Origin of the sequence: Pseudarthrobacter defluvii, from assembly GCF_030816725.1 — a bacterium.
GTDB lineage: Bacteria > Actinomycetota > Actinomycetes > Actinomycetales > Micrococcaceae > Arthrobacter > Arthrobacter defluvii_A.
Map to the genome: position 1 here is coordinate 3,612,122 of NZ_JAUSYG010000001.1, position 14,220 is coordinate 3,626,341.

The 14,220-nt window shown below is 66.5% G+C and carries 12 protein-coding genes and 1 tRNA gene; 10 read left to right on the plus strand and 3 right to left on the minus strand.

Translation table 11 applies throughout. The annotated features are described in order from the left end of the window. Positions 1-98 precede the first annotated feature (98 nt). From QF031_RS16760 to QF031_RS16775, 4 genes are all read left to right on the plus strand, one after another. Positions 99-1,517 (plus strand): phosphomannomutase/phosphoglucomutase, encoded by a 1,419-nt coding sequence (locus QF031_RS16760; protein ID WP_307430695.1) that lies wholly within the window; start codon positions 99-101, stop codon positions 1,515-1,517. A 6-nt stretch (positions 1,518-1,523) separates the two neighbouring features. Further along, positions 1,524-2,021, plus strand: a complete 498-nt coding sequence (locus tag QF031_RS16765; RefSeq protein ID WP_307430698.1) for a hypothetical protein — start codon at positions 1,524-1,526, stop codon at positions 2,019-2,021. Between the two features lie 15 nt (positions 2,022-2,036). Then, a complete protein-coding gene (locus tag QF031_RS16770) occupies positions 2,037-2,486 on the plus strand; it encodes an RrF2 family transcriptional regulator (protein ID WP_307430701.1) in 450 nt (149 codons plus the stop codon). A 138-nt stretch (positions 2,487-2,624) separates the two neighbouring features. Beyond that, positions 2,625-3,785, plus strand: coding sequence for a globin domain-containing protein (locus QF031_RS16775; protein WP_307430704.1), 1,161 nt, complete (start codon positions 2,625-2,627; stop codon positions 3,783-3,785). A gap of 105 nt (positions 3,786-3,890) precedes the next feature. Here QF031_RS16775 and QF031_RS16780 read toward each other — a convergent pair whose 3' ends face one another. After that, the gene (locus tag QF031_RS16780) at positions 3,891-5,726 is read right to left on the minus strand and encodes a phosphoenolpyruvate carboxykinase (GTP) (RefSeq protein ID WP_307430707.1); all 1,836 of its coding nucleotides are present in this window, start codon (positions 5,724-5,726) and stop codon (positions 3,891-3,893) included. A gap of 276 nt (positions 5,727-6,002) precedes the next feature. Here QF031_RS16780 and QF031_RS16785 point away from each other — a divergent pair. The 5 genes from QF031_RS16785 (at position 6,003) to QF031_RS16805 (ending at position 11,127) form a co-directional block, all read left to right on the plus strand. Next, a tRNA-Arg gene (locus tag QF031_RS16785) sits at positions 6,003-6,079 on the plus strand. Between the two features lie 75 nt (positions 6,080-6,154). Then, positions 6,155-7,609 carry a dihydrolipoyl dehydrogenase family protein gene (locus QF031_RS16790; RefSeq protein WP_307430710.1) on the plus strand — a complete coding sequence of 485 codons (1,455 nt, stop codon included), beginning with the start codon at positions 6,155-6,157 and terminating at the stop codon, positions 7,607-7,609. Positions 7,610-7,676: 67 nt separating this feature from the next. Continuing rightward, positions 7,677-8,450, plus strand: a complete 774-nt coding sequence (locus QF031_RS16795; protein ID WP_307430712.1) for an ABC transporter ATP-binding protein — start codon at positions 7,677-7,679, stop codon at positions 8,448-8,450. After that, positions 8,447-10,483: a YhgE/Pip domain-containing protein gene (locus tag QF031_RS16800; protein ID WP_307430714.1), complete on the plus strand. Its 2,037-nt coding sequence runs from the start codon at positions 8,447-8,449 to the stop codon at positions 10,481-10,483. The genes QF031_RS16795 and QF031_RS16800 overlap by 4 nt, the downstream gene beginning before the upstream one ends. After that, positions 10,480-11,127: a TetR/AcrR family transcriptional regulator gene (locus tag QF031_RS16805; RefSeq protein ID WP_307430716.1), complete on the plus strand. Its 648-nt coding sequence runs from the start codon at positions 10,480-10,482 to the stop codon at positions 11,125-11,127. The genes QF031_RS16800 and QF031_RS16805 overlap by 4 nt, the downstream gene beginning before the upstream one ends. 544 nt (positions 11,128-11,671) lie before the next feature. On the opposite strand, the gene QF031_RS16810 is transcribed toward QF031_RS16805, so the two are convergent. Continuing rightward, the gene (locus QF031_RS16810; RefSeq protein ID WP_307430719.1) at positions 11,672-12,676 is read right to left on the minus strand and encodes an EamA family transporter; all 1,005 of its coding nucleotides are present in this window, start codon (positions 12,674-12,676) and stop codon (positions 11,672-11,674) included. Between the two features lie 72 nt (positions 12,677-12,748). Here QF031_RS16810 and QF031_RS16815 point away from each other — a divergent pair, with 72 nt between their 5' ends. Further along, positions 12,749-13,678, plus strand: a complete 930-nt coding sequence (locus tag QF031_RS16815; RefSeq protein WP_307430722.1) for a LysR family transcriptional regulator — start codon at positions 12,749-12,751, stop codon at positions 13,676-13,678. On the opposite strand, the gene QF031_RS16820 is transcribed toward QF031_RS16815, so the two are convergent. Continuing rightward, on the minus strand, positions 13,656-14,183 hold the full coding sequence (locus tag QF031_RS16820) for a SixA phosphatase family protein (RefSeq protein ID WP_307430724.1): 528 nt from the start codon (positions 14,181-14,183) through the stop codon (positions 13,656-13,658). The genes QF031_RS16815 and QF031_RS16820 overlap by 23 nt on opposite strands. Between the last annotated feature and the right edge of the window lie 37 nt (positions 14,184-14,220).

Consider the following 14,220-nt stretch of genomic DNA (forward strand, 5'->3'; position numbering starts at 1 on the left):
TGGAAACCAGGCCGAATCCCTGCTCCAAAGCAGCGGCTGTTACTCAAGTTCTCCCAAAGCCCCTTGGCCACCTGCGCCGCACACGTAAGATAAAGCCCGTGACTAGCGAACAGACAACGACATTTGATCTCTCGGCATCCTTCAAGGCCTACGACGTCCGCGGGATTGTCGGCGAGTCGATCACCGCCGAAATCGTCGAAGCCGTGGGGGCAGCGTTCGTGGACGTCCTGCAGCTTGAGGGCCAGACCATCGTGGTGGGCGGGGACATGCGCCCCTCATCCCCCGAGTTCACCAAGGCCTTCGCCAATGGAGCGGCAGCGCGCGGCGCCAACGTCGAGCTGCTGGACCTGATCTCCACGGATGAGCTGTATTTCGCCTGCGGTTTCCTCAACCGTGCCGGTGCCACCTTCACCGCCAGCCACAACCCCGCCGAGTACAACGGGATCAAGATGGCCAAGGCAGGCGCCGTGCCCATCTCCTCGGAAACCGGCCTCAAGGACATCCAGGCCCTCGCCGAGCAGTACCTGAACGCCGGCTCCATTCCCGCTTCCGGGACCAAGGGCCTCATCAGCGTCCGCGACGTACTCAAGGACTACTCCGAGTACCTCCGCAAGCTCGTTGACCTTTCCGCATCCCGCCCGCTGAAGGTGGTGGTGGACGCCGGCAACGGCATGGCCGGGCTGACCACTCCCGCCGTCCTGGGAGACGCACTGCTCCCCAAGCTGCCCTTCGACATCGTTCCGCTCTACTTCGAACTGGACGGCTCATTCCCCAACCACCCGGCCAACCCGCTGGAGCCGGAAAACCTTCGCGACCTGCAGGCTGCTGTCATCGAACATGGTGCGGACATCGGCCTGGCGTTCGACGGCGACGCCGACCGCTGCTTCGTCATCGACGAAAAGGGCGAGGCCGTGTCGCCGTCGGCCATTACCGGCATGGTGGCCCGCCGCGAAATTGCCCGGGCCAGGGCCCAGGGTGAGGATAGCCCCACCATCATCCACAACCTGCTCACCTCGCGCGCCGTCGCCGAACTGGTGGAGCACGACGGCGGACGCGCCGTCCGCACGCGCGTTGGCCACTCCTTCATCAAGGCAGTCATGGCCAAGGAAGGCGCCGTATTTGGCGGCGAGCACTCCGCGCACTTCTACTTCCGCGACTTCTGGAACGCGGACACCGGCATGCTGGCCGCCATGCATGTCCTGGCCGCCCTCGGCGAGCAGGACGGCCCGCTCTCCGAGCTGGCGCGCGAATATGAGCCCTACGTCAGTTCCGGCGAGATCAATTCCGAGGTCGAGGACAAGCCCGCAGCAGTGGAGCGGGTCCGGCAGGCCTTCGCGGACGAGGACCTCACCATCGACAGCCTGGACGGCAGCACCTTCACGGCCAACGACGGCAGCTACTGGTTCAACCTCCGCCCGTCCAACACGGAGCCTTTCCTGCGGCTCAACGCCGAGGCCACGGACCGGGCCACCATGGAACGCGTCCGCGACCGCGTCCTGTCCCTGGTGCGGGCCTAGGACCGGATGACTGAACAGACCGGGCAGGCAGCGGACGGAACCAGCGGCCAGGAAAGCTGGCGCGATTCCGTCTCCGAGGCCACGGCAACTGACTTGGAAAACCTCCTGGGCACGGGCGTCAGCGCGGCCCAGGAGCAGCTCCAGCGCAATGGCGGCTTCCTGCCTTTCGCGTTGACAGTCCAGAACGACGGCGAGGTGCGGCTGGTTGCCGTCTCCCCCGCGGATGCCACGGAAGGCAGCGACGGGGACTTTGACGCCGACGCCATGATCGCGGACCTGCAGGCACTCCTGCGGCAGAACCGCGACGACTTCCGCGCCGCCGCCGTGGTCTGCGACATTCTCCTGATGGAGGAGGATTCGGACGCCATCCACGTCGCCGCTGAACACAGGGACGGTTCCCTGTTCGCAGCCGTGCTGCCGTACTCTCCCAATGCAACCACCCAGACCTGGCAATTCGGCGAGCTGGGCGCGGATGCCAGCGAACCCACTATCTGGGTGGACTAGACCGGATCTGCAGCCATGAAAATCAATGCCTTCGCTGACGTCAGCCTGCGCGCACTCATGGTGCTCGCAGCCGTTCCGGACGGCACGCTGCTGACCACCCAAAGCATCGCGGATTCGGTGGGCACGCCCTACAACCACGTGAGCAAGGCCATGGCCAAGCTGCGAAGCATGGGCCTCATAGAGGTTGTCCGCGGCCGCTCCGGGGGTTCACGGCTCAGCCATGCAGGCCGGGTGGCCACGGTGGGCCAGATCCTGCGGCAACTCGACACCCGCACCGATCCCGCCGACTGCGTGGCACCCGGCGGCAACTGCCCCCTGATCAACGAGTGCAGACTCAGGGGCGCCCTGGCCCGCGCCCGCGAGGCCTTCTATGCCGAGCTCGATTCCGTGGTGATCGGGGAACTCCCCCAGGCCCGGCAGATGGCGCCGGTGTTCCAGATGATCGGCCTCCGGCCCGGGCTTTAGCTGCCTTATCCGGGTGCCCGCTCCCGGTTTGATTTCAAACTTCTACAAGGTGTAGAACTGAGGCAGAAATACTCGTATTTCAAATATGAGTTTTCCTCCGGCCGGACGAAGGCCCCGGCCATAACCTCAGGAGTTCAGATGCTGTCGGACAAGTCCCGCCCCGTTATTGAGGCCACCCTGCCGCTTGTCGGTTCCCGGATCGGATCCATCACCCCCAACTTCTACGCCCGCCTTTTCGCGGCGCACCCCGAACTGATGGATGGCTTGTTCAGCCGCTCCAACCAGCGCTCCGGCAACCAGCAGCAGGCCCTGGCCGGGAGCATTGCCGCCTTCGCCACCCACTTGGTCAACAACCCGGGCACCCTGCCGGAGACGGTCCTTTCCCGCATCGCCCACCGCCACGCCTCCCTGGGCATCACCGAGCCGCAGTACCAGGTGGTCTACGAGCACCTGTTCGGCGCCATCGCCGAGGACCTGGCCGAGGTCATCACACCCGAGATCGCCGAAGCCTGGACCGAGGTGTACTGGCTGATGGCGGATGCACTGATCAAGCTCGAGAAAGGCCTTTACGCCGCCCAGGCCAATGACAGGATGTGGATGCCGTGGCGCGTGGCGGCCAAGACCCCGGCGGGAACCGGGTCCATGACCTTCACCCTGGAGCCCGCGGATGACACCCCCGTCACCCCGGCCCTTCCCGGCCAGTACATCAGCGTCAAGGTGGCCGTTGCGGACGGCCTGCGCCAGGTCCGCCAGTACTCCCTTTCCGGCGACGCCGGCACCAGCCGCACTTTCACCACCAAGCTGGACGACGGCGGCGAGGTTTCCCCCGTGCTGCACAACAGCGTCCAGGTGGGCGACGTCGTCGAGATCTCCAACCCCTACGGCGAGATCACGCTCAAGGAGGGCGACGGCCCCGTGGTCCTGGCCTCCGCCGGCATCGGCTGCACCCCCACCGCCTCCATCCTCCGCTCCCTCGCCGAGTCCGGCTCCGACCGCCAGGTCCTGGTACTCCACGCCGAGAGCACCCCGGACAGCTGGGCCCTGCGCAGCCAGATGACGGACGACGTCGATCGCCTGGACGGTGCCGAACTGCAGCTCTGGCTGGAGAAGCCTGTTGACGGTGCCAAGGAAGGATTCATGTCCCTCCGCGAAGTGGACCTTCCCGCCAACGCTTCCCTGTACCTGTGCGGCCCGCTGCCGTTCATGAAGAACATCCGCAACGAAGCCATCAACGCCGGCATCCCGGCCACCCAAATCCACTACGAGGTCTTCGGCCCGGACATCTGGCTCGCCAGCTGACGCGCTGAGTGGCCGACGCCGAGCCTTGTTATTACGACGGCGGCCCCGCACCTTTTCCGAAAAGGTGCGGGGCCGCCGTCGTTACGTCTGGTTGAACCCAGCTGGCTAGCTGTGGTCCGCCATCCGGTCCTTCAGGGAATCGAGCTCGGAGCGCAGGGCATCCGGCAGCGAGTCGCCGAACTTGGCGTACCACTCCTCGATGGAGGCGAGTTCCGCGTCCCACTCTTCGCGGTCGACGCGGACGGCGTCTTCAACGTGGGCGTGGGTCAGGTCCAGGCCGGTGACGTCCAGCGCGTGCCCGGCGGGGACGTATCCGATGGGGGTCTCGACGGCGTCCGCCTTGCCCTCGATCCGCTCGATGGCCCATTTGAGGACGCGGGCGTTGTCGCCGAAGCCGGGCCAGGCGAAGCCGCCGTCAGCCGTGCGGCGGAACCAGTTCACCAGGAAGATGTGCGGCAGCCGCTCCGGGTTGGCCTTGCCGGAAACGCTGATCCAGTGCTTCAGGTAGTCGCCGGCGTCGTAACCGATGAACGGCAGCATGGCCATGGGATCGCGGCGGAGCACGCCAACCTGTCCGGCGGCCGCGGCAGTGGTCTCGGAGGACAGGGTCGAACCCATGAAGATGCCGTTGGTCCAGCTGCGTGCCTGGGTCACCAGGGGAACGGTGGTCTTGCGACGGCCGCCGAAGAGGATGGCCGAAAGTTCCACACCCTCCGGGCTGTAGTATTCCTCGGCCAGCATGTCGATCTGTGCGATCGGTGTGCAGAAACGGGAGTTCGGGTGCGCCGCGGGCTTGTCCGAGTCCGGAGTCCAGGAGTTGCCCTGCCAGTCGGTCAGGTGGGCCGGAACCTCGTCCGTCATTCCCTCCCACCAGACGCCGCCGTCGTCGGTGAGGGCAACGTTGGTGAAGATGCTGTGGCCCTTGGCGATGGCGCGCATGGCGTTGGGGTTGGTGCCCCAGCCGGTGCCTGGCGCGACGCCGAAGAGGCCGGCCTCAGGGTTTGTGGCGCGGAGTTCGCCTTCCTTGCCGATCCGCATCCAGGTGATGTCGTCGCCGAGCGTCTCCACTTCCCATCCTTCGATGGCGGGATCGAGCAGCGCGAGGTTGGTCTTGCCGCAGGCGGAGGGGAAGGCGGCGGAAACGTAGTAGTTCTTCTTTTCCGGCGAGGTCAGCTTGAGGATGAGCATGTGCTCGGCCAGCCAGCCTTCGTCGCGGGCCATGACCGAGGCGATGCGCAGGGCGTAGCACTTCTTGCCGAGCAGCGCGTTGCCGCCGTAGCCGGAGCCAAAGGACCAGATGGAGCGCTCTTCGGGGAAGTGGACGATCCACTTGTCCGGGTTGCACGGCCATGCCACATCGTCCTGGCCGCGCTCGAGGGGTGCGCCCAGGGAGTGCAGGGCCGGAACGAAGGACGCGTTGGTCTCGGTGATCTTGTCCAGAACGGCGGTACCGATATTGGCCATGATGCGCATGGAGGCAACAACGTAGGCGCTGTCCGTGATTTCCACACCGAACTTGGGGTCCTCGGCGTCGAGGTGGCCCATGACGAACGGGATGACGTACATGGTGCGGCCGCGCATGGAGCCGGCGAAGAGCCCGCGCAGCTTGTCCTTCATCTCGCGGGGGTCCATCCAGTTATTGGTGAAGCCGGCATCGCGCTTGTTTTCCGAGCAGATGAAGGTCTGTTCCTCGACGCGGGCAACGTCAGCGGGATCCGAGAACGCGGCGAAGGAGTTCGGGAACAGATCCTGGTTGAGCCGGGTCAGCGTTCCGGCAGCAACGAGCTCGTCGGTGAGACGGGTGTTTTCCTCTTCGGACCCGTCAACCCAGTAGATGCGGTCCGGCTGCGTAAGCTCAGCAACCTCTTCGACCCATGCCAGCAGGCCGGCATGTGTGGTGGGTGCTTTCTCAAGCAGCGGCTTCTGCGCCAGATCGCCCATTGCAGTTCCCTTCCTCGGGTTCATCGGTGTGAGCTAAATGCTATGGTCCGGACCAGTGGAGTTTTCGGGGAGCTTGACTGACATCTCCAGTCACGAACCGCGGATTCCGCGGAAAATCAAGGAATTGTTGCGGCGAAAACGGGAATTAAGTGAGAAAGGTCACCTATACCGGTCTAGTTGTGGAGATTACAGCCGCTTTGATTTGGCATCAGGCCACGGCTCGCGTAAAGTAATTCGAGGTTCAGGGAGAGCGGTTCTTCTCCCGGAACACGGAATGCGCCCATAGCTCAGCTGGATAGAGCGTCTGTCTACGGAACAGAAGGTCAGGGGTTCGAATCCCTTTGGGCGCACCAACAAGGTCCGCACCGGTTCGCCGGTGTGGACCTTTTTTGTGCCGTTGGAGCCATCGTCCCCGCTAGGCTTTGCACATGATGCCCGAGGCCGCTGAGCGCGAATTTGATGTTGTTGTTATCGGCGCAGGCGCCGTGGGGGAAAACGTGGCGGACCGCGTGGTGCAGGGCGGTCTGACAGCCGTGCTCGTGGAGGCCGAACTCGTGGGCGGTGAATGCTCCTATTGGGCCTGCATGCCTTCGAAGGCACTGCTTCGCCCCGGGACCGCACTGCACGGCGCGCAGACTACCCCCGGCGCCAAGGAAGCGGTGACCCGGACCCTGGACACCGCCGCCGTCCTGGAACGCAGGAACTACTTCACCTCCAACTGGCAGGATGACGGCCAGGTCTCGTGGGTCAAGGACACCGGCATCGAACTGGTGCGTGGCCACGGGTGGCTCACCGGGCCGAGGTCCGTGGAGGTTGCCGGCCTGGACGGGACACAGCACCTGCTGCGGGCGCGGCATGCCGTGGTGCTGGCCACCGGCTCAACCCCCAACACCCCGCCCATCGAGGGGCTGCAGGATGTACAGGTATGGGGCACCCGTGAAGCGACGTCCGCCGGTGAGGTCCCGGAGCGGCTGACAGTTCTGGGCGGCGGCGTGGCCGGGACCGAACTGGCCCAGGCCTTCGCCCGGCTGGGCTCAAGCGTTACCCTGGTGGCGCGCAGCGGACTGCTGGGCAGTTTCCCGGAGGAGGCGTCGAAACTGGTTGCGGCGGGACTGCGGGCAGACGGCGTCGAACTGCGCCTTCACACGGCCACGGAGCGGATCAGCGGGAACGACGACGGCACCATCACCGTGAGCCTGGGCGACGGATCCACGGTCACGTCCGAGAAGGTGCTGGTCTCCACGGGCAGGCACCCGGCACTGGAGGGGCTTGGCCTGGAAAGCCTTGGCTTTGAGCCGGATGAATCCGGGCACCTGTCCCTGTCGGCGGACACTTCAGGCCTGGTACAGGGGACGCCCGGGGACGAGCCCTGGCTCTACGCCGTGGGAGACGCGGCAGGCAAGAACTTCTTCACGCACCAGGGCAAGTACGAGGCACGCGCCACCGGCGACGCCATCGTTGCCCGTGCCAAAGGGGACCTCAAGGGCGCCCCCGGCAACTGGACGCGTTACGCCCAGACGGCCAACCAGCATGCCGTGCCCGGCGTGGTCTTCACCGACCCGGAGCTGGCCGGCGTTGGACGCACGCTGCAGGCCGCCCGGAAGGACGGCTACAACGCATCCTCCGTGGAACTGCCCATCCAGGTGGCCGGATCCTCGCTCCACTCGGAGAACTACGAAGGGTGGGCGCAGCTTGTGGTTGATGAAGACCGCAAGGTCCTGCTGGGCGCCACCTTCGCAGGCCCGGACGTGGCCGAACTGCTGCATGCAGCCACCATCGCCGTGGTGGGTGAGGTTCCCCTGGACCGGCTGTGGCATGCCGTCCCCTCCTACCCCACCATCAGCGAGGTATGGCTCCGCCTGCTGGAGAAGTATGGGCTCTGATCCCTATTTGAACTGACCAGTCAGTTCGGTTAGCCTTAATGCAGACTTCTTCTGCGAAAGGCAATCCTTGCTCTCAGCACGCCAGCTCCACGCCAAAGGACGCCGGGACCCGCTGCTTCCACCCACCTCGCTGACCCTCCGCCGGGGCGAGCTCCTGCTGGTCACCGGCGAGCGCCAGGACCAGCGGACCGCACTGTCCCTGCTGCTCAGCGGCCGGATGAAGGCCACGGGTGGAGACATCAGCTGGGACAGCAGTCCGCGGAGCAAGCAGCTGCGGCTGGTCTCCGCCCTGGTGGACTCCCCCGGCGTGAACGAGCCCGAAGAGCACCTCAGCGTCCGCGACCTGGTGACCGAGGACCTTGCCCTGATCCCGCGCCGCTACCGGGGGGCGCTGCTCAGCGGCCCGTGGCTGAAGGTCAACCGCTTCGAGGACATCGCGGACCTCTGGACGGAGCAGTTGGAACCCAGGCGGCGGCTGGAGCTGTTGACCGCGCTTGCCCTGGCCAACCCCCGCACAGACCTGCTGGTGGTTGACTCGCCGGACCGGCACAGCGCAGACGGGCTCACCTGGCTGCCGCGCCTCCAGGAGTTGGCGTACGACGCCGGGCGGCCGCTCGCCGTCGTGGCGGCAGTCAGTGCCGTCCCGGCGTCGTGGGACGGACCGGTTGCCGCGGTGGGCAATGACGAGCTTCAGCCAACTCGTCCCGCTCCCGGCGGGACGGGCCCTGCCGAGGATGACCACGCGGTCGATGCCACTGTCCCCGCCGGCAAGCACGCGGCCAGCGCCGGGCAGGACCCGGAGAATTCAGAAACCACACTCGAAACCGAGGTTGCCAAGTGACTGTCCTGCGGCTGGCCCGCTCCGAACTCAAGCGCATGACCGGCGGGCTGCTGCCCAAGCTGACCATCCTGGCGTTGACCATGGTCCCGCTGCTCTACGGCGCGGTCTACCTCTACGCGAACTGGGATCCCTACGGGCACCTCAACAACCTGGATGCTGCCCTGGTGGTGGAGGACTCCGGGGCAACCGCGGCGGATGGAACCCGGCTGGAGGCCGGGACTAAAGTGGCGGACAGCCTGGTGGAAGGCAACGTGTTCCACTGGATTCCGGTGGACAGCCCGGCAGAGGCCGATGCAGGCGTCAGGAGCGGCCAGTACGCCTTTGCGCTTCGAATCCCCAAGGACTTTTCGGCCAACCTGGTTTCCCCGGGCAGCTTCGACTCCGCCAGCCAGGCGATGTTGAACGTCACCACCAACGATGCGAACAACTACCTCCTGAGCACTATCGTGGACAAGCTCACCACCGCCGTGCACTCCACGGTGGCCAAGGAAGTGGGTGAGGAAACCGCCAACCAATTGCTCACCGGTCTCGGCACCATCCACTCCAAGATGCTCCAGGCCGCCGACGGCGCCTCCCAACTTGCCGACGGCGTCGCCACCCTCAGGGACGGAACCGTCACCCTCCACGAAGGGACCTCGGCCCTGAGCAGCGGTGCCGACCAGCTGTACGCCGGCCAGCTGAAGCTGCGGGACGGCGCCAACCAGCTGGCCGACGGCGCAGGGCAGCTCAGCAGCGGCCTGGCAGTCCTCAAGGACAAGACAGCCACCCTGCCCAGGGACACCCAGGCGCTCGCTTCGGGCGCAGCCCAGATCGCCGCCGGAAACGCACAACTGAACGCCAAGGTCCAGGACGTGGCCGCCCAGCTGGACGCGGCGGACCAGGGCCTGCGCTCGCGGGTGATGGACTCCAACAGCAGGCTGGTCGCCTCGGGCGTCCTCACCCAGGACCAGGCGGATAAGGTCCTGGCCGACTTCGACGCCGCGGCAGCGTCCAGCCCCGTGGCAACGGCCAAGAGCAAGATCCAGACGGATGCCGCCCAGGTCCAGCAGCTGGCCGACGGCTCCGAAGCGGTCAGTGTGGGCGCAGCGCGGCTGGCGGCCGGGATGCCGGCGCTGAAGGACGCTATTGCCCAGGCCTCGGCAGGGGCTGACCAGCTGCACGCCGGTGCCGGCGCGTTGGCGGCAGGTGAGCAAACCGCCGTCGACGGTTCAGCCCAGCTGGCTGACGGGGCCCGGAAGGTCGACGGCGGAGCCGCCCAGGTTTCCGACGGCGCCACCCAGGCAGCCACCGGCTCAAGGACCCTGGCAGACGAGATCGGGAAGGGCGCCGGGCAGGTCCCGAATCCTGACGATGCCCAGAAGAACAACCTGTCCCAGGTGATGGCCGATCCTGTGGCCGTCAGCAACGTCTCGCAGGCCAAGGCCGGGTCCTATGGCGCCGGATTGGCACCGTTCTTCCTCACGCTGGCCATGTGGATTGGAATCTTCATGCTGGTCCAGGCCATGCGCCCCGTCACGCAGCGGGCATTGGCCTCCAACGCACCGTCGTGGAAGATCGCCCTGGGTGGCTGGCTGCCCTTCCTCCTGGTCTCGGTGGTGCAGGCCTCCCTGCTGACCTTGGTGGTGGATGTGGCGCTGGGCCTGAACCCCGCCCACCCGGTGTTGATGTGGCTGTTCATGCTGGCCGCAGCCATGGCGTTCAGTGCGCTCATCCAGGGCGTCGTGGCCCTGCTGGGCTCGCCGGGCAAACTGGTGGTCCTGATCCTGCTGGTTTTGCAGCTCGTGTCATCCGGCGGCACGTTCCCCTGGCAGACAACGCCGCAGCCGCTGCATGTGGTGCACCAGGTCCTGCCCATGGGGTACGTGGTGACCGGAATGCGCCACCTGATCTACGGTGGAGACCTGTCCATGATCCTTCCCACCCTGGCGGGCCTGTTGGGCTACACCCTGCTGGGGGCGGCCCTGTCCACGCTCGCGGTGCGCAAGAACAAGTACTGGACGCTCAAGACGCTGAAACCGGAGATCGCCGTATGACCACCGAACCCGCCGACGCTGCCAAAGGCCTCCGGCCGGCACGGACCAACGCCACCCGCCAGAAACTCTTTGACGCTTCCATGGAGCTGATCGGCGAGCGCGGGGCGGCCAACGTCACGGTCGATGAGATCGCCGCGGCTGCCGGAGTCTCCAAGGGCACCGTCTACTACAACTTCGGCAGCAAGTCGGAGTTGATCGCGCAGCTGCTGCGGTACGGTGTGGACATCCTGAAGGCCCGGCTGCTTGACGCGGCCGACGGCGGGGGAACCGGCCGCGACCCGCTGCTGGCCATGGAGGCGATGATCGGGCAGGCCATGGATTTCATGGCGGAATACCCTTCCTTCGCCCGTCTCTGGGTGAGTGAAAACTGGCGGATACCCAGCGAGTGGCAGGGCACGTTTTCCGTCCTGCGCGCGGAGCTCCTGGAAGTCATCGGGCAGGCCGTGGAAAAGGTGGCGAGGACTTACCAGGTGGACGAATCGGTGCCCCGGGGCAGCCTGGAAACCGCCATCTTCGGTGCCTGCTTTGTGGTGGGCCTGGACCGGCAGACCTACAACCCCGAGCGCACCCGTGACCAAAGTGTTGCAGCAATCATGGCCATCATGCGCGGCTACGTCCTGAGCGGCGCTGCTCCTCGGGGATGATGGAGCACATGCGCCATACGGGGAAGAGCGGGAAATTTGCGGTGATCTGCGGCGTCGTCGCTGCGGGGCTGCTGGTGCTCACTGCGATGACCCTCGCCGAGCCGGTGTTCGTCGCGTTCCTGGGCGTCCTGGCGCTGGCCTACCTTGCCGCTCTTGCCGAAATCCTGGTCCGGCGGCGCCGCTTTGCCCTGCTGGCCGCCGGCGCCGGGACGGCCCTCGCCCTCGGCTTTTCCCTCGCGTTCCTGAGCACCTGGGAGCTGGCGTTCGACGGCCAGCGCTCCTTCCTTGGCACCCCGCTCCCCACCCGCGACCCCGATAACTACTTCCTGGGCGCCGCAGGTGCCTTCGTGGCCACCTTCGGAATCCTCTTCCTGGGTGCGTTGTGGCCGGGGAAGAAGCGGGCGACGGCGGCCCGCAGGCCAGCACCACGGCCGGCGGCACAGCGCGCCACATCACAGCGGACTGTCCCGGCTGCGACGCATAGCCCGCAGGCATCCCCATCACGGGGTGGTGGCCGGACACCCGGTGGCCAGACGTCCCCCGTTCAGCGGATGTCTGGCTCCCGCGCCCCGGCCGGTGGCCCGGCTGCGGCAGCCAAGCGCCCGCCGTCGTCCGCTTCTCCTGCCGCCAAGCCGGCACCCAGGTCCGGCAGCGGCTCCGCGTCCCGCCGCTGACGCCGACGGCCTTGACTGGTCAGTACCGCCGTCGCCACGCCACCGAGCAGGAGCAGGCCGCCTGCCACTTCCGTTGGTGACGGTACCTCGGCAAGGACCAGCCAAGCTGCGCTCATGCCCACCACCGGGACCAGCAGGGTGAACGGAACAACGGCCGACGACGGGTGGCTGGCAAGGAGCCGGTTCCAGATTCCGTAGCCCACCAGTGATGCGAAAACCGCAGTGTAAAGCGCGCTGATCATGGTCGGCGCCTGGAGGTTGGACAGTGACTGCCACACAGTGTCCGGCCCGTCCACCAGCACGGACAGCGCTCCCAGCGGCAGTGGAACCACGGCGCCGGACCAGACCACCAGCCCCAGCCCCGAGGCTGCTTTGGCCCTCCGGGCGATGACATTCCCTGCCGCCCAAGACAAGGCTGCCGCCAGGACGATGACCAGCGGCAGCAGCGGAGCCACGGCACTGCGGCCCACCGCCACGAGCGCGAGTCCGGCGACGCCCATTGCCACACCCGCCAGCTGCCGCTTATTGGGCCGCTCGCCCAGGAAGGCAGCAGCGAGGAGAACGGTCAGCAGCACCTGCGCCTGCAGGACAAGGGACGCGAGTCCGGCGGGCATCCCCAGGGCCATGGCCAGATAGAGGAGGCCAAACTGGCCGGCGCTCATGAAGAGTCCGACGCCGATGATGGCCTTCCAGCTCACGTCCGGCTTCCTGACGAAGAAGATCCACGGGACAACCACCAGGACGAAGCGCATGGCAACGAACAGCAACGGCGGGAAGTTCTGTCCGCCCGCGTGCAGCCCGATGTCGATGGCAACGAAATTCAGGCCCCACAGCACGGCGACAAGGAGGGCAAGGAGCGAGTCGCGCAGATTCACGCTTCCACTGTCGCAGAGCATCGGATGAAGCACCAGCGCCGATTTGTGCGTCTGACCATGTAACTTTGCTTCATGATCGACATCGCCTCGCTGCGGGCCCTGGCAGGCATTGAGCAGCATGGATCCGTCATCGCCGCAGCCGAAGCCATGGGGTTCAGTCCCTCCGCCGTGTCCCAGCAGGTGAAAAAGCTGGAGAAGGAAGCGGGCTTCGCTGTCCTGGAGCGCCGCGGCCGCGGTGTGCTGCTCACGGAGCGGGGACTCGCATTGGCGTCGTACGGACGGCGTATCCTGGCCGAATTTGAGGAGCTGCAGTCCACCCTGCTGGCGGACCCGGCAAAGCCCAGCGGCAGCCTGAAGATTGTGTCGTTTTCCACCGCCTGTCGCGGGCTGGTGGGCCCCTTGCTGGCGCGACTGCAGCAGTCCGGCACGGCGCTGAGCGTTGCTGTCCTGGCGGAGGATCCGCGCGAGGCCGTGGCGCGCGTAGCGAACGGGGAAGCGGACCTGGGCCTGGTGCACAACTGGAACTCCGTGCCGCTGGTAATACCTGAACACCTGACGCTGGAATGGCTGTGTGAGGATGTCGCCGATCTCCTGGTTCACCGCAGCCACCCATTGGCACAGCGGCCGGAGGTTGAGCCGGCCGAACTGGTGGACGAGCGGTGGATCAGCACCCCGGGCGGAGCGATCTGCAACGAAGCCCTGCTCCGGATTTTCGCCGACCTGGGACGCGTGCCGGACATCCGGATCTACGATCCCGATTTCGCGACGCACGTCGCCTTGGTGGAACAGGGCGTGGTGGTTGCACTCGTCCCGCGGCTGGGCCGGCCCGCGCTGCCGGCAGGGGTTGCAGCTGTTCCCGTGGCAAACCCGGTCCAGGCCCGCCAGGTGGGACTGGTCCACCGCAGGACCATGACGGCCAGCCCGGGGATCAGGCATGTGGCCGGACTCCTGCGCGAGATCGCTGGCAGCGGGGTTGCCGCTAATGCGCCCGGGGAACCGTGAACCTGGTAATCCGGGCGTCCTGCCCGTCGAGCTCCGCCCACGGCTTTTCAGTTTCCAGGACCGTCAACGCGTTGGTGGGATAGCGGGTGGCGGCGTCCATGTAGGCGTCGTGGTCGGAATCGCGTGAGGCAAGGTGCATCGCCAGGTCCTGTACGCCCGGAAGGTGCGCGATCAGCATCAGCGTGGTTACGGTATCCGGAACATGATTGACCACGGTGAGCATCCGGAGGGCCGACGCCGCATACAGACCGTCCTCGAGCTTCGGGGTGGGGGCCTTGTCGCCGAGTTCGGAGCAGACCCAAGTGCAGGTTTGCCGGGTCCGCAGGGCACTGGAGCACAGGATGAAGTCCGGGACGATGTTGTGCTTGAGCAGCCACCGGCCGGCCAGCGGAGCTTCCCGATGTCCGCGCTCCTCGAGGGGCCGCTCGTGGTCGGCCACCCCACCCGGCCAATCGGCCTTGGCGTGGCGCATGATCACAAGGCGTCGAACATGGTGCGAACTCATGGCCCAAGCCTAGCGCCAGCGAGTGCGCCCACGGAGC

Coding starts and splice junctions, on each gene's coding strand:
- QF031_RS16770 (WP_307430701.1), top strand. CDS start 2,037: ATGAAAATCAATGCCTTCGCTGACGTCAGCCTGCGCGCACTCATGGTG.
- QF031_RS16780 (WP_307430707.1), bottom strand. CDS start 5,726: ATGGGCGATCTGGCGCAGAAGCCGCTGCTTGAGAAAGCACCCACCACA.
- QF031_RS16775 (WP_307430704.1), top strand. CDS start 2,625: ATGCTGTCGGACAAGTCCCGCCCCGTTATTGAGGCCACCCTGCCGCTT.
- QF031_RS16820 (WP_307430724.1), bottom strand. CDS start 14,183: ATGAGTTCGCACCATGTTCGACGCCTTGTGATCATGCGCCACGCCAAG.
- QF031_RS16765 (WP_307430698.1), top strand. CDS start 1,524: ATGACTGAACAGACCGGGCAGGCAGCGGACGGAACCAGCGGCCAGGAA.
- QF031_RS16805 (WP_307430716.1), top strand. CDS start 10,480: ATGACCACCGAACCCGCCGACGCTGCCAAAGGCCTCCGGCCGGCACGG.
- QF031_RS16790 (WP_307430710.1), top strand. CDS start 6,155: ATGATGCCCGAGGCCGCTGAGCGCGAATTTGATGTTGTTGTTATCGGC.
- QF031_RS16815 (WP_307430722.1), top strand. CDS start 12,749: ATGATCGACATCGCCTCGCTGCGGGCCCTGGCAGGCATTGAGCAGCAT.